This window comes from Streptomyces sp. NPDC047982 (genome assembly GCF_043204165.1).
Lineage (GTDB): Bacteria > Actinomycetota > Actinomycetes > Streptomycetales > Streptomycetaceae > Streptomyces.
This window is the reverse complement of sequence record NZ_JBIDBS010000038.1, coordinates 1-19,683: the sequence shown is the minus strand read 5'-3', so window position 1 is coordinate 19,683 and position 19,683 is coordinate 1. Positions and strand designations below refer to the sequence as shown.

Here is a 19,683-nt window from a genome sequence, read left to right as displayed (position 1 = left end):
GGGAAGTGGTCAGCGTTCTTCGCGGAAGTCGACGTGCTTGCGGGCGACCGGGTCGTACTTGCGCAGGACCATGCGCTCGGGGTCGCTGCGACGGTTCTTGCGGGTGACGTACGTGTAGCCGGTCCCCGCGGTGGATCGGAGTCTGACGACGGGGCGCAGTTCATTGCGAGCCATGCCGCTACTATATGGCAATGATTTCCATTTCCATTACGCGGTTCGCCGCAGGAAGCGAGTAGTGCCATGTCAGCCCACTGCCAACTGACCGGCGCCCGGCCGGGCTTCGGTAACCGCATCTCCCACTCGCACCGGCGCACCTCGCGTCGGTTCGACCCCAACATCCAGCGCAAGCGGTACTGGCTGCCGAGTGAGGGGCGCAGCATCCGGCTGACGCTCAGTGCCAGGGCGATCAGGACCGTCGACGCCATCGGTGTCGAGGCGGCCGTCGCCCGCATCCGGGCCCGGGGGGAGAAGGTCTGATGGCGAAGAAGAGCAAGATCGTGCGGAACGAGAAGCGCAAGGCGGTCGTCGGGCGGTACGCCGCCCGTCGTGCCGAGTTGAAGGACATCATCCGCCGGCCGTCCGCCTCGGACGCCGAACGCCGCATGGCGGCGGACGAACTCCGGCGCCAGCCCCGTGACGCGAGTGCCACCCGGGTGCGGAACCGTGACGCGGTGGACGGCCGACCACGCGGGCACCTGAGGAAGTTCGGGCTCTCCCGCGTGCGCGTGCGCGAGCAGGCCCACGCGGGACTGCTGCCGGGGGTCACCAAGTCCTCCTGGTGAGGGGGAAGTCCGCAGCGGCGAGGATTGGTGCCCATCGCCGCCCGTTCGGTAGGGACCGGCCGTCGCCCGGCCGGTCCGCCGGTTCGGCCGGGGGACCCGTCCGTACCGTTTCAACCGGGCGATCCCTCCGTACCGGTTCGGCCTGGCGACCGGTCCGTACCGGTTCGGCCCGGCGGTCGCCGGTACGGTTCGGTCGGGGCGGTCCGCGTGGATCCGGCTCGATTCGATGCCCCCGCCGCGCACCGGCGTCCCGGGGCTGACAGGATCTGCGGGTGCTTCGAAACCGTGACGTCGTTCTCTCCGTCGCGGGGGCGTTGTACGGACTGTCCGCGATGGGGGACCAGATGGCGCTGATCGCGCTGACCCTCCGGCTGCACGACCAGGGGCGGTCGGGTCTCGCCATATCGGCCCTCGTCATCGCGGGCGTGCTGCCGCTCGTGGTGGTGGGTCCCCTGGCGGCGCCCCTGGTCGACCGCGTCGAGAGCGGTCGGCTGATCGTCGTCGTGACGGCCCTCCAGGCCGTGCTGGGCCTGGGGCTGGCGTTCGTCACCGACGTGATGGTCTGCATCGGATTGCTGGCCCTGCTCGGGGCAGGACTGGCCGTGGTCTCTCCCGCGCTCCTGCTCCTGGTCCCCGAGATCCTCGGCGAGGAGAACGCTGCCCGGGGCTACGCCCGGCTGGAGACCTTCCGCTCGGCCGGGAACGTGGTGGGCCCCGTGCTCGCCGGTCTCCTCATCGCCGCGTACGGCGACCGTGTGGCACTGCTGTGCGACGCGGCGACGTTCGCCGCCATGGCGGTGGCCTTCCTCGCACTGCGGCTCCGGCGCCGTCCCGTCGCGGGTACCAACGTCAACTGGCTCGCCCAGGTACGCGAAGGGGTGGGGGTACTGGGTGCGGACCGGCTGCTGCGCACCGCGATCGCGGCACTCTCCGCAGCCATTCTGTTCACCGCTGTGCTGAGCGTGGCGCGGGTTTTCTTCATCCGTGACGACCTCGGAGCGTCCGACACGGGGTACGGCGTCCTCGTCACCGCGCACACCGTCGGCATGCTGCTCACCTCCGCCCCGATCGCTCCCCGGATCCCCGTGACGTGGCAGCCGCGCGTCCTCGCGGGGTCCGGGGTCCTGATGGGGGTCGCGTTGGCCGTGAGCTCCGGGGTTCCGGTGTTCGCCGTCACCCTCGGAGCCTTCGTGCTCACCGGAGCCGCCAACTCCCTGCAGGCCCTGGCCATCCGCAACCTGATCCATGCCCGCGTTCCGGCCGATGTGCGCGGCCGGGCCTTCGCGTCGTCCGGGGCCGCGCTGAACGGAGCCAATCTGGCCGGCACCGCGCTCGGCGGCCCGGCGGTGAGCCTGCTCGGCGGTGCCGGTGCGTTGGCGCTGGCCGGCATCGGCACGCTCGTCGTGAGCGTCGCCGGCGCCCCGGTGCTGTTGCGCGGGCAGAGCGACGCCCAGCGGACGCCCACCGAAGTCGGCCGGACATCCACCGAGGCCGGCCGGCCGCCCACCACCGACACGGATCGGCCCGTCGGACCGGCGCGGGACTGACCAGGAGACACGCAAAGAGTGCCTGGCAGCGCGAGGTCGATGTCGGATTCTCGCCAGCCCGAGGGCTCCCGGTGGCCCATGCTGGAGACATGTACACGGACACCGAGCGCTGCGTACGGGCCGTCCAGTCGAAGGACGCCCGCTTCGACGGCTGGTTCTTCACGGCGGTTCTCACCACCCGGATCTACTGCCGCCCCAGCTGCCCCGTCGTGCCGCCGAAGGTCGAGAACATGACCTTCTACCCCAGCGCCGCCGCCTGCCAGCAGGCCGGATTCCGGGCCTGCAAGCGGTGCCGGCCCGACACCAGCCCCGGTTCACCGGAATGGAACGCGCGCGCCGACTCGGTCGCCCGTGCCATGCGCCTCATCCGCGACGGTGTCGTCGACCGGGAGGGCGTCCCCGGGCTCGCCGCCAGACTCGGCTACTCCGCCCGGCAGATCGAGCGTCAACTGCTCGCCGAACTGGGCGCGGGTCCGCTCGCCCTGGCCCGCGCCCAACGCGCCCAGACCGCGCGCTTGCTCATCGAGACCACCTCGCTGCCCATGGCCGAGGTCGCGTTCGCCGCAGGGTTCTCCTCGATCCGCACGTTCAACGACACCGTGCGCGAGGTCTTCGCGCTCGCCCCGGGCGAACTGCGCAGCCGCGCTGCCCGGTGCACGACACCGACGCCCGCCCCGGGCCTGATCGCCCTGCGGCTGCCGTACCGGGCACCGCTCAATCCCTCCAACCTCTTCGGACACCTTGCCGCCACCGCGGTCCCCGGTGTCGAGGAGTGGCGCGACGGCGCCTACCGCCGCACGCTCGCCCTCCCGCACGGGCACGGCATCGTGTCCCTCACCCCGCGCCCCGACCACATCGGCTGCCGGCTGTTCCTCACGGACCCCCGCGACCTCACCCTGGCCATCAGCCGCTGCCGCTGGCTGCTCGACCTGGACGCCGACCCGGTGGCCGTCGACGACCGGCTGCGCGCCGATCCACTCCTCGCCGCCCTGGTCGACACGGCCCCGGGGCGACGGGTGCCGCGTACCGTCGACGGCGCCGAGTTCGCCGTCCGGGCGGTGCTCGGGCAGCAGGTGTCGACCGCCGCCGCACGCACCCACGCGGCCCGCCTCGTCGCGGCGCACGGCCTCCCCGTCGACGACCCGGAGGGCGGGGGTCTCACCCATCTGTTCCCGACCCCGGACGCGCTCGCCGGACTCGACCCCGAACGGCTCGCCCTGCCCCGCACCCGCCGCACCACGCTCACCACACTCGTCGGCGCACTCGCCGACGGGGCGCTCCGGCTGGGCACCGACACCGACTGGGAGCGGACACGGACCGAACTGGCCGCCCTCCCCGGCTTCGGACCCTGGACCGTCGAGGTGATCGCGATGCGCGCTCTCGGCGACCCGGACGCCTTCCTCCCCACCGACCTCGGCGTCCGCCGAGCCGCCGCGGAACTCGGCCTCCCGTCGACCCCCGCCGCGCTCACCGCCCGTGCGGCGGCCTGGCGGCCCTGGCGGGCGTATGCGGTGCAGTACCTCTGGACCGTCGACGACCACCCCATCAACCACCTGCCCGCATGACCCAGTTGGGAAGAACCGCTATGACCACGACGCCCGCACCCGCGACATCCCGGACCCCCGCAACGGCCGGCCACCGGCGGCACACCGTTGTCGACAGCCCCTACGGTCCGCTGACCCTCGTCGCCACCGACGGCGTCCTCTCGGGCCTCTACATGACCGGGCAGCGCCACCGCCCGCCCGAGGAGACCTTCGGCGAGCCCGACCTGCGCCCCTTCACGGAGACGATCCGCCAGCTCGACGCCTACTTCGCCGGTGAACTGCGCGAGTTCGACCTGCCTCTGTGCCTGGACGGCACCCCGTTCCAGCGCAGCGTCTGGGTGCAGCTCCAGATGATCCCGTACGGCGAGACCCGTTCGTACGGCGAACTCGCCGAGAGCCTCGGCAAACCGGGGGCCTCACGTGCGGTGGGGCTTGCCAACGGCAAGAATCCTGTGGGCATCATCGTCCCCTGTCATCGCGTCATCGGCGCCTCGGGCAGCCTCACCGGCTACGGAGGCGGGCTCGACCGCAAGCAACGACTTTTGGCCTTCGAGAAGGGCGGACGCGACGACGGCCCGGACCTCTCGCTCTTCTGACGCCGCCCGGACCTTCCGCTCTTCTGACGCCGCCCGGACCTCTTGCCCGTCTGACGTCGCCCGGATCTCTTTGCCCGTCTGACGTCGCCCGGATCTCTTCCACGTCTGACGTCGCCCCGGCGGACGCACCCCTTTCCGACGCCGCCCGGGCGGGCGCCGGAGGGGCACGCCGGACGGGCGGCGCCCGAAGCGTGGTTGGTGCCGGAGATCCGGAGCCAGGGGGTGGCGGAAGCCCGGGCTCCGAGTCGTGACGGAAGCCCGGGCTTCGGGTGGTGACGGAAGCCCGGGCTCCGAGTCGTGACGGAAACCGGGATTCCCGGGGTGGCGACGGAAACCCGGACGGCGTCGGGAGCGGCGGTGTCAGCCGGTGAAGATCTCCACCACGGTCCAGATCGCCAGCCCCAGCATGCAGAGCCCGCCGATCCGCTGAACCGTCCTGAGCGGCACCCGCTTCGCGATGAACTGCCCGGCGAGCAGCGCCAGCGCCGAGACCGACATCAGCGCGGCCGCGGATCCGATCGCCGTGGACCAGGTGCCGTTGCTCGCGGCAAGATTGGCCGTGGTGATCTGCGTCAGGTCGCCCCATTCGCTGATGAAGACCGCCATGAAAGCGGTCGAGTAGACCGGCCAGAAACCGGTCACCGTCCTGGCACCGGCCTCCTCTTCGTCATCGTCGCCGCCGGCGCGCAGCAGCATGAAGGCGCCGAACGCGAACAGGGAAGCCGAGACGACCTTGACGAGCCAGCCCGGCAGCAGTCCGATCAGGCTGCCTGCCCCGACGGCGATCGCGACGTGCACGATGAACGCGGACGACGTGCCGAACCAGACGTACAGCGGGCGCATACGGGTGCCCATGGCGAGGGACGCGAACATCGTCTTGTCGGGCAGTTCGGCGAGGAAGATCAGCCCGAAGGCGGTGACGATCGCCAGGGGGTCGAGGTGCATTCCGGGTGGCTTTCTGTGAGAGCCGGGCCCCGGGCCTTCGCGAAGCGCCACTCGGGCTGTCCGGAGGACCACTCGGCCCGGCACGACGTCGGCACCCGCGGGACGCGGGTACGTCATACCTGACCGAAGGTCTCGCCCGCCCGTGGGACTCACGGGCCCGGCCACCGGGAACCCGGGGGTTCCAGTGTGTCGACGACCGGTTCGCGGGGCTACTCCCCTTCGCAGCCGCCCACTCTACCTCACCGCCCACAGGGGAGTGCAGGTGTTCGATCCGGTGCGGGGCCGGTACAGTCCCCAGTGATCGCCACAGTCCCCCAGTGATCGTCCGAGCCGTCTTCGGAGGCGTCCCCGCATGAGCCGCCGTCCGCGCAAGCCCGCCCGCGCCGGGGGCGCGACCCGGCCCACCGTCAGCGTCTGCCGCGGCTGCTGCTGCGGAACGCCGAAGATCCCGGACGTGGACCACGCCGGTCAGCTCGCCGCACTGCGACAGACGCTCGACGACGCGGCGACGGTCCGTGCTGTGGACTGCCTGGACGCCTGCGAACAGGCCAATGTCGTCGTCGTACAGCCCTCGGCGCAGGGGCGTGCGGCGGGCGGGCGACCGGTCTGGCTCGGGCTCGTCAACGACCCGGACGCCGTGACGGACATCGTGGGTCGCGGCGGGCGGGCCGGGGCTGGTGGACCCGCCCGAGATCCTCGACCTCTACGCCTTCCGCCCCTCGCGCCGCGTCCAGCGGGAACTGCGAGAACCGGGCGGCTGAGCACCGGCACCGGGTGGCGGGGCGCGCGCCCGTGGTCACGGTCATCGCATCGGTCGCCCCGGTTGCCCGGTCGCCCGGCCGCGCCGGTTGCTCAGCGCCGGGAGCCCGTTTCCCCGCCGCTGATTCCGCCGCCGTCCCCGTGCCCGTCCCCGTCCGTGGCCGCCGTCAGCCGCCTCAGCAGTGCGGGAAGGGCCGTGCCGATCGGTTCACGAATGGTCTCGGCCGCCAGTTCGTCGTAGGGCGTGGGCTCGGCGTTCACCACGATCAGCCGCGCCCCGTGGTCGACCGCGATTCCCGCCAGCGAGGCGGCGGGCTGCACCTGGAGCGTCGTCCCGACCGCGATGAACACCTCGCACGCCTTGGCGATCGCCATCGCCTCGCTCAGGACCACCGGATCGAGCCGCTCACCGAACATGATCGTCGCCGACTTCAGGATGCCGCCGCAGACCGCGCACGGCGGATCGGTCTCGCCCGCCTCGATCCGGGCCAGGGCCTCGGCCATGGGGGAGCGGGCGTGGCAGCGGGTGCAGACCACCTCGCGCGCCGTCCCGTGCAGCTCCAGGACCTTGCGGGCGGGGAGACCGGCCAACTGGTGCAGACCGTCGACGTTCTGCGTGATCACCCGCACCGGCGTGCCGGACCGCTCCAGCTCCGCCACCGCACGGTGGGCGGCGTTCGGCTGCGCGTTCCAGGTCGCGCTGGTACGGCGCATCTGCCAGGAGCGCCTGCGGATCTCCGGATCGGCCATGTAGGAGTCGTACGTGACGAGCTTCTCGGCCTCCGGGTCCTTGCGCCAGAGCCCGTTGGGCCCGCGGTAGTCGGGAATGCCGGAATCCGTGGAAATGCCGGCGCCGCTGAGGATCGCGACGAGAGTCATGGCCACGAGCGTAAGGGTTGTCCCGTGTTCTTTGGCGGGCGCGCGACGACAGCGGCACCTCGCCGCGTTGTCGGAACGTCCGCACACATCGGGTACGCGGATGCCCGTCCGCCTCGCGAGGCACCACATACGACGCCGCACATCCGACGCCGCGCGCTGGTCCACCACGGATCACGGGAGCCCTTGCGCAGCGCCGCGCGCCGCCCGTGAGGTCATATCGCCCGCGACGCGCAGGCCGGGTACCGAGTCGGGCGGGTCTCAGGCCGCCCCAGGACTGACGGGGTCCCCAGGACTGACGCGGTCCCCAGGACTGACGCGGTCCCCAGGACTGACGGGGTCAGCGGGACCGGCGGGGGCCACAGGACTGAACGGCGACGGGGTTCGGCCCGTCCAGGTGTTCAGCTCGGCGCGGGCGGTCTGCTTGGTGACGCCGCCCTCCTGGACGGTGCCGCTCCGTGCCACGTAGAAGCGTCCGTCGTCGAGCGAGACCAGCCCGTACTGCCCGTACTGGCCCGGTGCCGGCCACCCGTGCGTACCCGTCGCCGCGTCGTGCGCGCCCTCGCGCAGCAGGGGGAGCAGCAGGCCGCGTTCCGGGGTCCGCTGGCCCCGGACGATTCCGCGCACCGGCTTTCGCGCACCGTCCAGGGCGAACACCGAGTAGTTGGGGAAACCGGGTTTGGTGCCCCGGTAGACGGCCATCAGCCAGTTGCCACTGTGGCCGTCGTACTCCAGGTTCTGCACCCCGTACGTGGTGTTCCCGGTGTACGCGAAGAACTTGCCGTCGGCGCGGGCGGGGCCGCTGGTGTGCGGGGCCGATTCGGTCAGCGGGCGCTCGTACTTCCGCCACCGCGTGACGTCGTACTGGAGCAGCACCTGGTGGTCGTTGTCCGCGCGGCCCCGGTTGGCGTACACGCCGTACGCGACCGTGAGCCTCGGCTCGGCGTGCCTGCCGCGCCGGTCGCCGAAGGCCGGGCCGAACGCGACGCCGTCGATGCCGCTGCAGCCGTAGCGGTGGTCGGGAGTGTCGGCCGTGTCGCCGTCGAACACGCCGTCGCCGTTCATGTCGGCGGTGAAGTCCTTCACGACCTCCCCGAGGTGGACGGTCGAGACGACCCCCGTGGACCGGGCGTCCATGTCCATGCGGGTGACGCTCTCCACGTCCAGGATCGCGATGGAGAAGGACTTCGCCTCCTTGTACTCCAGCGAGCCGTACACCCGGCCGTCCTTCTCGTTGAAGTCAAGATCGCCGAGGTGGCCGGTGAAGCCGGTGACCGAGCCGATCGGGTTGCCCCTGAGGTCGGTCTTGACCAGCAGGTCGGTCATCGAGAAGTACATGAAGCCCTTGCGGCGGTCGATCGCCATGCCCTGGACGTGGCCCGAGCGCCAGGCGCCGCCGTCGACCGACGACGGCACTTCGCGATGGGCAGCCGGGGCGGGGCCGACCGTGCGGCCACCGTCGACGCGGTGGCGAGGACCGCCGTACAGGAGAACGCCGTACAGGCGAACGCCGCGACGACCGACGCCGTGAACCCACCGGAACGACCCGTGTGCTTGTGCATGTCCCCTCCGCTTTCGTGGAGTTCGGATGATGCAGGCCGAGCGTGCACCGCGGACGACGCGCGGGTGAATGCGCGCATCCGGACGTCGCCGACCGGCACACCGGCACACCGGCACATCTGCTCTCACCGTCATACCGGCTGACAGCCGGTCAGGACAACGGAGACGGCGCGAGTCAGCCGGTCACCGGACGGCCGTCCTCCAGCTCCGCCGTGCCGCCGCCCGAGTCGAGCACGTCCAGCGCCGCCCTCAGACGCCGCGCGAGACCGCCGGGCAGACAGCGGTCGAGCTCGTCGCGCTCGACGAGCTCCCAGGACAGCAACTCCTCCTCCTGGAGCCGGATCTCCTTCAGCTCCGGCTCGCCGAGCACGCCGCCGTCGTAGAGGTACGCGGCGATGGGCGGGCGCCCCGGGCCGCGCGCCCAGTCGACCACGAGGAGCCGTCCCGGCGGCAGGTCGAGGCCGATCTCCTCGGCGGTCTCGCGCCGTGCGGCCTGCCGGGGGCTCTCGCCCTCGTCGGACTCGACGGTTCCGCCGGGCAGCGCCCAGCCGTCGCGGTAGTTCGGTTCGACGAGCAGTACCCGGCCGCGGGCGTCCCGGAACACGGTGGCCGCGGCGGCCAGCACCCGGGGCAGCCCCGCGATGTAGGTGGCGTAGTCAGTGGTGGTCACGCCGGGCAGCGTAGCCGTACGGGACGGGAACGGGACGGGCACGGGACGGCCCTGGGCAGCGGGTTCGCGCTGCGGATAGGGTCGGGGCGGCGCGACTGCCTGTTCGAAAGCAAGGGGTTCGAGATGGCGGAAGGAGCAGTGACGGAGGCCGCACGCGTGCTCGTCGCGGCGGACAAGTTCAAGGGCTCGCTCACGGCCGTGCAGGTCGCGGAGCGGGTGACGGCCGGGCTGCGGCGTGTCGTTCGCGGGGTGCGGGTCGAGACTCTGCCGGTGGCGGACGGCGGCGACGGCACGGTGGCGGCGGCGGTGGCCGCCGGGTTCGAGCGCCGCGAGGCGCGGGTGACCGGCCCGCTCGGGGATCCGGTGACGGCGGCGTACGCGCTGCGCGGCACCACCGCGGTGGTGGAGATGGCCGAGGCGTCGGGCCTCCAGCGCCTTCCCGCGGGCGTGTTCGCCCCGCTCACGGCCACGACGTACGGTTCCGGCGAACTGCTGGCCGCGGCGCTGGACGCGGGTGCCCGGACGATCGTGTTCGGTGTGGGCGGGAGCGCGACCACGGACGGCGGCGCGGGCATGCTGGCAGCGCTCGGAGCCCGCTTCCTGGACGCGGAGGGCAAGCCCGTCGGACCGGGTGGCGGAGGTCTCGCCGACCTCGCAGAGGCGGATCTGTCCGGTCTCGACCCGCGCATGGCCGACGTCGACCTGGTCCTCGCCGGCGACGTGGACAACCCGTTGACCGGTCCCAAGGGCGCGCCCGAGGTCTACGGGCGGCAGAAGGGCGCCACCGAGGAGGACGTCGCGGTCCTCGACGCCGCGCTCGCCCACTACGCTTCCGTCCTCGGTCCGGAGCACGCGGGGCTGCCCGGGGCGGGCGCGGCGGGCGGCATCGGTTACGGGGCGCTGGTCGCGCTCGGGGCCCGGTTCCGGCCCGGCATCGAGGTCATGCTCGACGTTCTCGGCTTCGCCCCGGCGCTGGCGCGGGCCGACCTGGTGATCACCGGTGAGGGGTCGCTCGACGAACAGACCCTGCACGGCAAGGCCCCGGCGGGCGTGGCCTCGGCCGCCCGCGCGGCGGGCGTCGAGGTCGTGGCGGTCTGCGGTCGGCTCGCGCTGACGCCCGAGGCGCTGAACGGCGCGGGTATCAGCCGGGCGTACGCGCTCGCGGACCTCGAACCGGACCCCGCCGTCTCCATGGCCCAGGCGGGACCCCTGCTGGAACGGGCGGCCGAGGCGATCGCGCGCGACTTCCTGCGGTAGCGCGGGTCCGCTTCCGTACCCCGCCGCGCTCCGCATCCGTGGCGGCCCGATTCGTACCGGCCCCGGCTTCTCGTGCCGGCCTCGGCTTCTCACACCGGCCCCGGCGGCCCCGGCTTCTCGTGCCGGCCTCGGCTTCTCACCGGCACCGGTCTCCTCGGATCAACCGGGGGCCGTGGCCGGGCCGTGGCCGGGCCGTGGCCGTTCTCCGTTTCCGCGTCGAGCGGTCCAGTGCGGGCGTTCGCGTCGAACCGCCCGGCGCCCGTGGCCCTGGCGACCTGCCCGGCGCCCGCGCCCGCGTCGGACGGCTCCACAGCAGCGTCGGACGGCTCGGGGGCCCCGTCGCTGCGATCGCCGTCGTCCAGCAGCTCCGCCAGGCACCGCAGCTCCACCGGGAGGTCACGACGCCACGCCATCGTCACGAACGGGGCGAGAATGATCATGCCACCGTCCAGATGCGGTTTGACCGACAACTGGACCAGGGTTCCTCCTTCGCTCGGGCTCAGGTGGAACTCCAGTTCCGGCGAATGCCGGCCCAGCGGGGTCCACATCCGCGCGCCGCGGAAAGCCAGGTACTCGACCGGCGTACTCGCGGTGCAGGTGAGGCGGTGCGCCCGTCGCCTGCCCGGGAACTTGCAGAGGTACTCGTCGCCGAGATCGGTGGCGACCGGGCCGTCGAGCACCTGATCTATGCTCGACGACCACACGGCCAGATTCCGTGGATCCCGGAGGAACGAGAAGATCTCCTCCGCGGGGCGGGACACATGGACATGCGCAGACACACGGGGCATGGCTCCACCTCTTACGGCGCCCGTCCGCCCAAGCTTCGGCGTCCGGTGGCCCTCGTCGCGGTGCCGTCGCCCATCAGCCTGCTTCTCGTCGCGGGGACGCGCACGCCTCGCACGGCCGATGGAGTGATTCCGGCGCCTCGACCCGCCCTCGGCCCGGTGTGTTCCCCGCGACATGACCCGGACGTCTGGTAAAGGCGGACGACGAACGGCCCGCGCACCCGGGCCGTTCGTCGCGCGACCCCGGCCGGTTGCCGCCCCGCCACGGTCGTCGCAGTCTGGACGTGTGGCTGTCCCCGCGCCCGCCGCGGCCGAGCGGAACGGCTGGGCCGTCCGGACACCCGGTCCGATCGACACCGGCCCGCTGGTGCGTGTGCGGCGCCCCGAACCCGTACCGGGCCCGGGGGAGCTGCTGCTGGACGTGGAGGCGTGCGGGGTGTGCCGTACGGACCTCCATCTGGCCGAGGGCGATCTTCCGCCGCACCGGCCGGGCACCGTTCCCGGGCACGAGATCGTCGGCCGGGTCGTGGCGGCCGGCGAGGGGACCGGCCGGTTCCGTCTCGGCGACCGGGTGGGCGGGGCCTGGCTGCGCGGGACGTGCGGGAACTGCCGGTACTGCCGGGCCGGGTGGGAGAACCTCTGCCCCCGCTCGGTCTACACCGGCTGGGACGCCGACGGCGGCTTCGCCGAGACCGCGGTGGTCCCGGAGGACTTCGCCTACGGGCTCCCCGACGACCAGGACGCCGCCCACCTCGCGCCGCTGCTCTGCGCGGGCATCATCGGATACCGCGCCCTGCGACGCAGCGCACTCCCCGAGGGCGGACGACTGGGCATCTACGGCTTCGGCGCCTCGGCCCACCTCGCGGCCCAGGTGGCGCTCGCCGAGGGTGCCACCGTCCACGTGCTGACCCGTTCGGCGGGCGCCCGCGCGCTCGCGCTGGAGCTGGGCGCCGCCTCGGCGGGCGACGCGTACGACCGTCCGCCGGAGCCGCTGGACTCGGCGATCCTGTTCGCGCCCGTCGGCGATCTGGTGCCGGTGGCGCTGGAGGCCCTGGACCGGTCGGGGACGCTCGCGATCGCCGGAATCCATCTGTCGGACATCCCCGCGCTGAATTACCAGCGCCATCTCTTCCAGGAGCGCGACCTGCGCAGTGTCACCTCCAACACCCGTCGGGACGGCCGGGAGTTCCTCGCCCTGGCCCGGCGCGCCGGCATCCGGGTCACGGTGAGTCCGTACCCGCTGAGCGAGGCCGACCGGGCCCTGGCCGACCTGGCCGCCGACCGGGTGCGGGGGGCCGCCGTGCTCGTGCCCGACTGAGCGGCGGGGCCGCCGCGGGTGGCCTCGGCCCCGATCGCATGCGTCGCGCTCACCTGCCCGCAGTCAGAAAACGGGGACGGCTCGTGCGCCGTCCCCGTTTTCATCACCGCAACCGTCTCCCGCCGCAACCGTCTCCCGCCGGAACCGTCTCCCGCAGATGCTCGGCGCGGACCCGGAGCCCACACCGAGCGTGAGCCCCGCACACGCGAGAGGGCCCGGGTGCTGGGAAGCACCCGGGCCCTCTCCATGCGCTGGTGCGCTGTGTGCGACTACGGCAGCTGCGCCGCCCGCGCCTCGCGCCGGTTGTCACGGAAGGTGTTCACCCTCCGGGCCGTAGCGAAGAGCGGGATGACCGCGCCCAGGACCACCTGGAGCGCGCATCCGGTCTGGAGGAGCAGTTGCCCGCCGGGGGCGTCCAGCGCCCACGCGGCCAGGAGCCCCATCGCGGAGACGATCCAGCTGAGCATCGCCACCGCGAGCACGCCCCGCGGCTTCGGATACTCGACCCGGCTGACCATCAGCCACGCCACTCCGATGATCGCGAGGAGCGTCGGCACGAAGGGAAGCCCCAGGAGCACGATCGAGACGACCGTGAGCGCTCCGAAGGGACTCGGCATGCCCTGGAACATGCCGTCCTTCATGGTCACGCAGGAGAATCTGGCGAGTCTGAGCACCACGGCCAGCAGCACCACGACAGCCGCCAGTGCGGACACCCGCTGGTGCGCGTCGTCCGCGACCATGCCGTACACGAGGACGAAGTACGCCGGGGCCAGTCCGAAGCTGATCAGGTCCGAGAGGTTGTCCAGTTCGGCCCCCATCGGCGAGGAACGCAGCTTGCGGGCCACGAGGCCGTCGAAGAGGTCGAACACCGCCGCCAGGAGCATCAGGATCACGGCGGTGGCCGCGGAGTGCCGTGCCATGCCGATCTCGTCACTGCCCGTGAGGTGCGGGATGAGGATTCCGGTGGTGGTGAAGTACACCGCCATGAAGCCGCATGTGGCGTTGCCCAGGGTGAGGGTGTCCGCTATCGACAGCCGCAGCGAGAGCGGCATGTCCTCGCCGGCGTCCTCCTCGGAGTCCGACTCCGGAACCCAGCCGGTCCGGGTCTCGGGATCAATCACGGTCAATTCGAGTCACCCCCGCGGTAGTGGCCTGGCCGACCTCGACCGCGACCTCGACACCCTCCGGCAGGTAGAGGTCGACCCGGGAGCCGAAGCGGATCAGCCCGATGCGCTCGCCCTGTTCCACCTTCGTGCCCTGCGGAACGTAGGGCACGATGCGACGTGCGACCGCGCCCGCGATCTGCACCATCTCGATGTCGCCGAGCTCGGTGTCGAAGTGCCACACCACACGCTCGTTGTTCTCGCTCTCCTTGTTGAAAGCGGGAACGAAACCGCCGGGGACGTGCTCGACGGAGGTCACGGTGCCGGCCAGGGGCGCGCGGTTCACATGGACGTTCAGCGGGCTCATGAAGATCGCGACGCGGGTCCGTCCGTCCTTCCACGGCATGATGCTCTGCACCACGCCGTCGGCCGGGGAGATGACCCGGCCCTGCGTGATCTCGCGCTCGGGGTCCCGGAAGAACCACAGCATGCCCGCCGCGAGCGCGGTGGTGGGCACGGCCACCGCGGCCCAGCGTCCGGACCTGCGGGCCCGGGTGAGGCTGAGCGCCGCGGTGGCGACGGTCGGGAGGAGCCACGGCGAAGCTCCGCGTGCAAGGCGGACACCGCCGCGCGGTGCAGAGTTTTGGCTGTCGGGCATGGATGACCTTCGTAGCGGATGATGCCGCGCTGGCAACGGGGGACGGCGGCTTTTCCGGCGATGTTATCGGTTGCGAGCCGCAACTGGGCAAGCCAGCAGCCGAGTCGGACGGCGGGAAGGCACCGGCGGAGGATGACAGGGTGTGATCTTCTTCGCTGCCAAATCGGCTTGAAAGGGACAATCAACCCTGGAACCGGTACTCCTCGAGGAGTCGGCGCCCAATGATCATTTTCTGGATCTCGGCGGTACCTTCGCCGATCAGCAGCATCGGAGCCTCCCGGTAGAGGCGCTCGATCTCGTACTCCTTGGAGAAGCCGTAGCCGCCGTGGATCCGGAAGGCGTCTTCGACGACTTCCTTGCAGTACTCGGAGGCGAGGTACTTCGCCATCCCTGCCTCCAGGTCGTTTCGCTCCCCGGAGTCCTTTTTGCGAGCCGCATTCACCATCATGGCATGGGCGGCTTCCACCTTGGTGGCCATTTCGGCCAGCTTGAACTGGATCGCCTGGTGCTGGGCGATCGGCTTTCCGAAGGTCTGGCGCTGCTGGGCGTATGAAACACCCAGTTCGAACGCACGCTGCGCGACGCCGCAGCCACGGGCGGCCACGTTCACCCGGCCGACCTCGACGCCGTCCATCATTTGGTAAAAGCCTCGGCCGGTGACGCCGCCCAGGACCCGATTGGCCGGAATTCGCAGTCCATCCATGACGAGTTCGGTGGTGTCGACGCCCTTGTAGCCCATTTTGTCGATTTTGCCGGGAATGGTGAGTCCCGGGCGTACCTCGCCGAAACCGGGCTCCTTCTCCACCAGGAACGTCGTCATCGACTTGTGCGGGGCGGTGCCCTCGGGGTGGCCTTCGTCACTCCGGCACAGGACGGCCACGAGCGTGGAGGTGCCGCCGTTCGTCAGCCACATCTTCTGGCCGTCGAGGACGTATTCCTCACCGTCCCTGACCCCTTTGGAAGTGATCGCCGACACGTCCGAGCCCAGCCCCGGCTCGGACATCGAGAACGCGCCCCGGACCTCGCCCAGGGCCATGCGCGGCAGGAAGGTGTCCTTCTGCTCCTGGGTGCCGTGCTGCTTGAGCATGTACGCCACGATGAAGTGCGTATTGATGATGCCCGACACGCTCATCCAGCCGCGGGCGATCTCCTCCACACACAGCGCGTACGTGAGCAGCGACTCGCCCAGACCTCCGTACTCCTCGGGAATCATCAGCCCGAACAGACCGAGTTCCTTGAGCCCCTCGACGATCTCGGTCGGGTACTCGTCGCGGTGTTCCAGACCGGTCGCGACCGGAATGATCTCCTTGTCGACGAAATCCCGGACGGTGGAGATGATTTCCTGCTGGACATCGGTGAGACCGGAGGTCTGGGCGAGTCGCGCCATGGCTACTTCTCCACGTTCTTCTGCGAGGGCTTCGGGGAGGACTTCTGCGGGGCCGGGAGCGGCTCGGGGCGGCCGGGCTGCTCGCCGCCGCGCTCCTTGATGTACGTCTCGGTGGGGACCATGACCTTGCGGCGGAACACGCAGACCAGTGCTCCGTCCTGCTTGTATCCCCTGGTCTCCACGTACACGATTCCGCGGTCGCTCCGGGACTTCGACGGGGTCTTGTCCAGAACGGTCGTCTCACCGTAGATCGTGTCGCCGTGGAAGGTCGGCGCGATGTGCTTCAGCGACTCGATCTCCAGATTGGCGATCGCCTTTCCGGAGACATCCGGGACCGACATGCCGAGCAGCAGCGAATAGATGTAATTGCCGACGACGACGTTCTTCCCGAAATCCGTCGTCCGCTCCGCGTAATTGCTGTCCATGTGCAGCGGGTGGTGATTCATGGTGAGCAGACAGAAGAGGTGGTCGTCGTACTCGGTGACCGTCTTCCCGGGCCAGTGCTTGTAGACCGCGCCGACCTCGAACTCCTCGAAGGTGCGTCCGAACTGCATGTCAGACCTCCGGAGCCTCGAACTCGCAGGTGCGCCGCAGACCCGCCGCGCGCCCCTTGCCTGCGACGACCAGAGCCATCTTGCGGCTCGCCTCGTCGATCATCTCGTCGCCGAGCATCGCCGAACCCTTTTTGCCGCCCTCCTCGGAGGTACACCACTCGTACGCGTCGAGGATCAGCTCGGCGTGGTCGTAGTCCTCCTGCGACGGGGAGAACACCTCGTTGGCCGCCTCGACCTGACCCGGGTGGAGCACCCACTTGCCGTCGAAGCCCAGAGCCGCGGCACGGCCGGCGACCTCGCGGTACGCGTCCACGTCACGGATCTGGAGGAAGGGGCCGTCGATCGCCTGGAGGTCGTACGCGCGGGCCGCCATCAGGATGCGCATCAGGATGTAGTGGTACGCGTCCGCGTCGTACCCGGGAGGCTGCTGGCCGACGACCAGGGTCTTCATGTTGATCGACGCCATGAAGTCGGCCGGGCCGAAGATCAGGGTCTCCAGCCGGGGCGAGGCGGCGGCGATCTCGTCGATGTTCACCAGGCCCCTGGCGTTCTCGATCTGCGCCTCGATGCCGATCCTGCCGACCTCGAAGCCCATCGTCTTCTCGATCTGGGTCAGCAGCAGATCGAGGGCGACGACCTGCTGGGCGTCCTGGACCTTCGGCAGCATGAGGCAGTCGAGGTTCTGGCCGGCGCCCTCGACGACCGTGACGACGTCGCGGTACGTCCAGTGGGTGGTCCAGTCGTTGATCCGCACGACCCGGGTCTTGCCGGTCCAGTCGCCCTTGTTCAGCGCGTCGACGATGGTGTGCCGGGCGCCCTCCTTGGCGAGCGGCGCGCACGCGTCCTCCAGGTCCAGGAAGACCTGGTCGGCCGGGAGGCCCTGGGCCTTCTCCAGGAACCGGGGGTTCGAGCCGGGCACGGCCAGGCACGAGCGGCGCGGACGCAGACGGGAGGTGCCGTCCCGCAGGGACGTCGCCTGAGGGTGGTGGTGGGAGACGGGCGGGCGGTTGACGGCAGTCATGCGGGGACCTCCAGAGGATCGAGCTTGTTCGCTTTGCGGATCTCGTCGACGATACGGCCGATGATCTCCGTGATACCGAAGTCCTTCGGGGTGAAGACGGCGGCGACACCGGCCCCCACCAGGGCAGCGGCGTCGGCGGGTGGAATGATTCCGCCCGCGATGACCGGGATGTCCGAGGCGCCGGCCTCGCGCAGTCGGGTGAGTACGTCCGGGACGAGCTCCGCGTGCGACCCGGACAGGATCGACAGACCGACGCAGTGCACGTCCTCGGCGAGGGCGGCCGACACGATCTGCTCGGGCGTCAGCCTGATCCCCTGGTAGACCACCTCGAACCCGGCGTCACGGGCCCGCACGGCGATCTGCTCGGCGCCGTTGGAGTGCCCGTCCAGGCCCGGCTTGCCGACCAGCAGCCGCAGTCGCCCGGTGCCCAGATCCGCAGCGGTGCGGGCGACCTTCTCCCGGACCAGGGCGAGCGGAGTGCCGGGCTCCGCGGCCACCGCCACGGGGGCCGACGAGACGCCCGTCGGGGCCCGGAACTCGCCGAAGACGTCACGCAGCGCCCAGGCCCACTCCCCGGTGGTGACGCCCGCGCGGGCGCACTCCACGGTCGCCGCCATCAGGTTCTCGCTGCCTGCGGCGGCCTTCTTCAGCGCGGCCAGCGCGTCGGAGGCACGCGCCTCGTCCCGGTTGTCGCGCCACGCCTGCAGGGCGGCGACGACCCGTGCCTCGTTGGCCGGGTCGACCGTCATGATCGCGCCGTCGAGGTCCGAGGTGAGCGGGTTCGGCTCCGTCGTCTCGTGGACGTTGACGCCGACGATCTTCTCCTCGCCGCTCTCGATCCGGGCCCTGCGGGCCGCGTGCGAGGCGACCAGCTCGGACTTCAGATAGCCGGACTCGACGGCGGCCATGGCACCGCCCATCCGCTCGATCCGGTCCATCTCGGCCAGCGCTTCGGTGACCAGCTCGTCCACCTTGGCCTCGACGACGTGCGACCCGGCGAAGATGTCCTCGTACTCCAGCAGATCGCTCTCGTGCGCCAGCACCTGCTGGATGCGCAGCGACCACTGCTGGTCCCAGGGCCGGGGGAGGCCCAGCGCCTCGTTCCACGCGGGCAGCTGCACGGCCCGGGCGCGCGCGTCCTTGGACAGGGTGACGGCCAGCATCTCCAGGACGATCCGCTGGACGTTGTTCTCCGGCTGAGCCTCGGTCAGCCCGAGGGAGTTGACCTGGACGCCGTAGCGGAAGCGGCGCTGTTTGGGGTCCGCCACGCCGTACCGCTCGCGGGTGACCCGGTCCCAGATGCGGCCGAAGGCCCGCATCTTGCACATCTCCTCGATGAAGCGGACACCCGCGTTCACGAAGAAGGAGATCCGCGCGACCACGTCGCCGAACCTCTCCTGCGGCACCTGCCCGGAGTCCCGTACGGCATCCAGCACCGCGATCGCCGTCGACATGGCGTACGCGATCTCCTGGACCGGGGTGGCCCCGGCCTCCTGGAGGTGGTAGCTGCAGATGTTGATCGGGTTCCACTTCGGGATGTGGTTGACCGTGTACGTGATCATGTCGGTGGTCAGCCGCAGCGAGGGGCCGGGCGGAAAGACGTGCGTCCCGCGCGAGAGGTACTCCTTCACGATGTCGTTCTGCGTGGTGCCCTGGAGCCCGGTCACGTCGGCGCCCTGTTCCTCCGCGACCACCTGATAGAGCGCCAGCAGCCACATCGCGGTGGCGTTGATCGTCATCGAGGTGTTCATCCGCTCCAGGGGGATGTCCTGGAACAGCCGCCGCATGTCACCGAGGTGCGACACGGGCACACCGACCCGGCCGACCTCGCCGCGGGCGAGAACGTGATCGGGGTCGTAGCCGGTCTGCGTCGGCAGGTCGAAAGCGACCGACAGGCCGGTCTGGCCCTTGGCGAGGTTGCGCCGGTAGAGCTCGTTCGACGCCTCGGCGGTGGAGTGGCCGGCGTACGTCCGCATGAGCCACGGGCGGTCCTTCTGGCGTTCGCTCATCGGGGGACCTCAGGCGTTCTGGGCGGCTGGGGCGGTCCGCTCCGCCGATGTGTCGGCGCTGCGGCTGTCGGTCCGTTCCGTCGACGCGTCACGGCTGTGCCTGTCGGTCCGTTCCGCTGACGCGTCACGGCTGTGCCTGTCGGTCCGTTCCGCTGACGCGTCACGGAACAGATTGATGGCGTCGATGTGCTTCTCCCGCAGCTCGTGGTCGCGTACACCCAGGCCCTCGGCCGGGGCGAGGGCCAGGACGCCGACCTTGCCCTGGTGGAGGTTGCGGTGGACGTCGTACGCGGCCTGGCCGGTCTCCTCCAG

General features: G+C 71.1%; 19 protein-coding genes and 2 pseudogenes. 8 read left to right on the top strand and 13 right to left on the bottom strand.

Annotation, left to right across the window (positions count from 1 at the left end; genetic code table 11):
• Positions 1-9: 9 nt before the first annotated feature.
• Positions 10-174: a 50S ribosomal protein L33 gene (gene rpmG, locus ACGF2V_RS30030; protein WP_362629081.1), complete on the bottom strand. Its 165-nt coding sequence runs from the start codon at positions 172-174 to the stop codon at positions 10-12.
• A gap of 66 nt (positions 175-240) precedes the next feature.
• On the opposite strand from rpmG, the gene rpmB reads away from it, so the two are divergent.
• The 5 genes from rpmB to ACGF2V_RS30005 all read left to right on the top strand — a co-directional run bounded on the left by rpmB (position 241) and on the right by ACGF2V_RS30005 (position 4,469).
• Positions 241-477 (top strand): 50S ribosomal protein L28, encoded by a 237-nt coding sequence (rpmB, locus tag ACGF2V_RS30025; protein ID WP_362629084.1) that lies wholly within the window; start codon positions 241-243, stop codon positions 475-477.
• Positions 477-782, top strand: a complete 306-nt coding sequence (rpsN, locus tag ACGF2V_RS30020; RefSeq protein WP_362710815.1) for a 30S ribosomal protein S14 — start codon at positions 477-479, stop codon at positions 780-782. Before rpmB ends, rpsN begins: the two co-directional genes overlap by 1 nt.
• A gap of 272 nt (positions 783-1,054) precedes the next feature.
• Positions 1,055-2,329 carry an MFS transporter gene (locus ACGF2V_RS30015; protein WP_362710818.1) on the top strand — a complete coding sequence of 425 codons (1,275 nt, stop codon included), beginning with the start codon at positions 1,055-1,057 and terminating at the stop codon, positions 2,327-2,329.
• 89 nt (positions 2,330-2,418) lie between these two features.
• On the top strand, positions 2,419-3,894 hold the full coding sequence (locus tag ACGF2V_RS30010; RefSeq protein WP_362629093.1) for an AlkA N-terminal domain-containing protein: 1,476 nt from the start codon (positions 2,419-2,421) through the stop codon (positions 3,892-3,894).
• A gap of 20 nt (positions 3,895-3,914) precedes the next feature.
• On the top strand, positions 3,915-4,469 hold the full coding sequence (locus ACGF2V_RS30005) for a methylated-DNA--[protein]-cysteine S-methyltransferase (protein WP_362710820.1): 555 nt from the start codon (positions 3,915-3,917) through the stop codon (positions 4,467-4,469).
• Positions 4,470-4,829: 360 nt separating this feature from the next.
• On the opposite strand, the gene ACGF2V_RS30000 is transcribed toward ACGF2V_RS30005, so the two are convergent.
• Entirely contained in the window at positions 4,830-5,414 is a 585-nt protein-coding gene (locus ACGF2V_RS30000; RefSeq protein ID WP_362629098.1) for a TMEM165/GDT1 family protein, read from the bottom strand.
• A 352-nt stretch (positions 5,415-5,766) separates the two neighbouring features.
• Here ACGF2V_RS30000 and ACGF2V_RS29995 point away from each other — a divergent pair.
• Positions 5,767-6,175 (top strand): annotated as a pseudogene (locus ACGF2V_RS29995) ((2Fe-2S) ferredoxin domain-containing protein).
• Positions 6,176-6,266: 91 nt separating this feature from the next.
• On the opposite strand, the gene ACGF2V_RS29990 reads toward ACGF2V_RS29995, so the two are convergent.
• The 3 genes from ACGF2V_RS29990 to ACGF2V_RS29980 form a co-directional block, all read right to left on the bottom strand.
• Entirely contained in the window at positions 6,267-7,052 is a 786-nt protein-coding gene (locus ACGF2V_RS29990; protein ID WP_362629104.1) for a Sir2 family NAD-dependent protein deacetylase, read from the bottom strand.
• Between the two features lie 258 nt (positions 7,053-7,310).
• On the bottom strand, positions 7,311-8,465 hold the full coding sequence (locus ACGF2V_RS29985) for a hypothetical protein (protein ID WP_392913680.1): 1,155 nt from the start codon (positions 8,463-8,465) through the stop codon (positions 7,311-7,313).
• 319 nt (positions 8,466-8,784) lie between these two features.
• On the bottom strand, positions 8,785-9,279 hold the full coding sequence (locus ACGF2V_RS29980; protein WP_362629107.1) for an NUDIX hydrolase: 495 nt from the start codon (positions 9,277-9,279) through the stop codon (positions 8,785-8,787).
• A gap of 123 nt (positions 9,280-9,402) precedes the next feature.
• On the opposite strand from ACGF2V_RS29980, the gene ACGF2V_RS29975 reads away from it, so the two are divergent.
• Entirely contained in the window at positions 9,403-10,536 is a 1,134-nt protein-coding gene (locus ACGF2V_RS29975; RefSeq protein WP_362629110.1) for a glycerate kinase, read from the top strand.
• A gap of 89 nt (positions 10,537-10,625) precedes the next feature.
• Here the strand turns inward: ACGF2V_RS29975 and ACGF2V_RS29970 are convergent, their stop codons facing one another.
• Entirely contained in the window at positions 10,626-11,324 is a 699-nt protein-coding gene (locus tag ACGF2V_RS29970; RefSeq protein ID WP_362710823.1) for an SRPBCC family protein, read from the bottom strand.
• A 283-nt stretch (positions 11,325-11,607) separates the two neighbouring features.
• Between ACGF2V_RS29970 and ACGF2V_RS29965 the strand changes: the two genes are divergently transcribed.
• Positions 11,608-12,639 carry a zinc-binding alcohol dehydrogenase family protein gene (locus ACGF2V_RS29965; RefSeq protein ID WP_362710826.1) on the top strand — a complete coding sequence of 344 codons (1,032 nt, stop codon included), beginning with the start codon at positions 11,608-11,610 and terminating at the stop codon, positions 12,637-12,639.
• 269 nt (positions 12,640-12,908) lie between these two features.
• On the opposite strand, the gene pssA is transcribed toward ACGF2V_RS29965, so the two are convergent.
• The 7 genes and pseudogenes from pssA to ACGF2V_RS29930 all read right to left on the bottom strand — a co-directional run.
• Complete coding sequence (pssA, locus tag ACGF2V_RS29960; RefSeq protein WP_362629118.1) at positions 12,909-13,766, bottom strand: CDP-diacylglycerol--serine O-phosphatidyltransferase; 858 nt, start codon at positions 13,764-13,766, stop codon at positions 12,909-12,911.
• Positions 13,753-14,400 carry a phosphatidylserine decarboxylase gene (locus ACGF2V_RS29955; RefSeq protein ID WP_362629121.1) on the bottom strand — a complete coding sequence of 216 codons (648 nt, stop codon included), beginning with the start codon at positions 14,398-14,400 and terminating at the stop codon, positions 13,753-13,755. The genes pssA and ACGF2V_RS29955 overlap by 14 nt, the downstream gene beginning before the upstream one ends.
• 181 nt (positions 14,401-14,581) lie before the next feature.
• On the bottom strand, positions 14,582-15,787 hold the full coding sequence (locus ACGF2V_RS29950) for an acyl-CoA dehydrogenase family protein (protein WP_362629123.1): 1,206 nt from the start codon (positions 15,785-15,787) through the stop codon (positions 14,582-14,584).
• Between the two features lie 2 nt (positions 15,788-15,789).
• On the bottom strand, positions 15,790-16,341 hold the full coding sequence (locus ACGF2V_RS29945; protein ID WP_362710829.1) for a MaoC family dehydratase: 552 nt from the start codon (positions 16,339-16,341) through the stop codon (positions 15,790-15,792).
• A 1-nt stretch (position 16,342) separates the two neighbouring features.
• Positions 16,343-17,362 (bottom strand): CoA ester lyase, encoded by a 1,020-nt coding sequence (locus tag ACGF2V_RS29940; RefSeq protein WP_362710832.1) that lies wholly within the window; start codon positions 17,360-17,362, stop codon positions 16,343-16,345.
• Positions 17,359-19,371 carry a protein meaA gene (locus tag ACGF2V_RS29935; RefSeq protein WP_362629132.1) on the bottom strand — a complete coding sequence of 671 codons (2,013 nt, stop codon included), beginning with the start codon at positions 19,369-19,371 and terminating at the stop codon, positions 17,359-17,361. Before ACGF2V_RS29935 ends, ACGF2V_RS29940 begins: the two co-directional genes overlap by 4 nt.
• Before the next feature lie 9 nt (positions 19,372-19,380).
• Positions 19,381-19,683, bottom strand: a pseudogene (locus ACGF2V_RS29930) (crotonyl-CoA carboxylase/reductase); the annotation flags it as partial.

Excerpts from the sequence above, each read along its gene's own strand:
- ACGF2V_RS29950 (WP_362629123.1), bottom strand. The coding sequence starts at position 15,787 with ATGGCGCGACTCGCCCAGACCTCCGGTCTCACCGATGTCCAGCAGGAA.
- ACGF2V_RS29935 (WP_362629132.1), bottom strand. The coding sequence starts at position 19,371 with ATGAGCGAACGCCAGAAGGACCGCCCGTGGCTCATGCGGACGTACGCC.
- rpmG (WP_362629081.1), bottom strand. The coding sequence starts at position 174 with ATGGCTCGCAATGAACTGCGCCCCGTCGTCAGACTCCGATCCACCGCG.
- ACGF2V_RS29940 (WP_362710832.1), bottom strand. The coding sequence starts at position 17,362 with ATGACTGCCGTCAACCGCCCGCCCGTCTCCCACCACCACCCTCAGGCG.
- ACGF2V_RS30005 (WP_362710820.1), top strand. The coding sequence starts at position 3,915 with ATGACCACGACGCCCGCACCCGCGACATCCCGGACCCCCGCAACGGCC.
- rpsN (WP_362710815.1), top strand. The coding sequence starts at position 477 with ATGGCGAAGAAGAGCAAGATCGTGCGGAACGAGAAGCGCAAGGCGGTC.
- ACGF2V_RS29975 (WP_362629110.1), top strand. The coding sequence starts at position 9,403 with ATGGCGGAAGGAGCAGTGACGGAGGCCGCACGCGTGCTCGTCGCGGCG.
- ACGF2V_RS30010 (WP_362629093.1), top strand. The coding sequence starts at position 2,419 with ATGTACACGGACACCGAGCGCTGCGTACGGGCCGTCCAGTCGAAGGAC.
- ACGF2V_RS29945 (WP_362710829.1), bottom strand. The coding sequence starts at position 16,341 with ATGCAGTTCGGACGCACCTTCGAGGAGTTCGAGGTCGGCGCGGTCTAC.
- ACGF2V_RS29990 (WP_362629104.1), bottom strand. The coding sequence starts at position 7,052 with ATGACTCTCGTCGCGATCCTCAGCGGCGCCGGCATTTCCACGGATTCC.
- ACGF2V_RS30000 (WP_362629098.1), bottom strand. The coding sequence starts at position 5,414 with ATGCACCTCGACCCCCTGGCGATCGTCACCGCCTTCGGGCTGATCTTC.
- rpmB (WP_362629084.1), top strand. The coding sequence starts at position 241 with ATGTCAGCCCACTGCCAACTGACCGGCGCCCGGCCGGGCTTCGGTAAC.
- ACGF2V_RS29970 (WP_362710823.1), bottom strand. The coding sequence starts at position 11,324 with ATGCCCCGTGTGTCTGCGCATGTCCATGTGTCCCGCCCCGCGGAGGAG.
- ACGF2V_RS29955 (WP_362629121.1), bottom strand. The coding sequence starts at position 14,400 with ATGCCCGACAGCCAAAACTCTGCACCGCGCGGCGGTGTCCGCCTTGCA.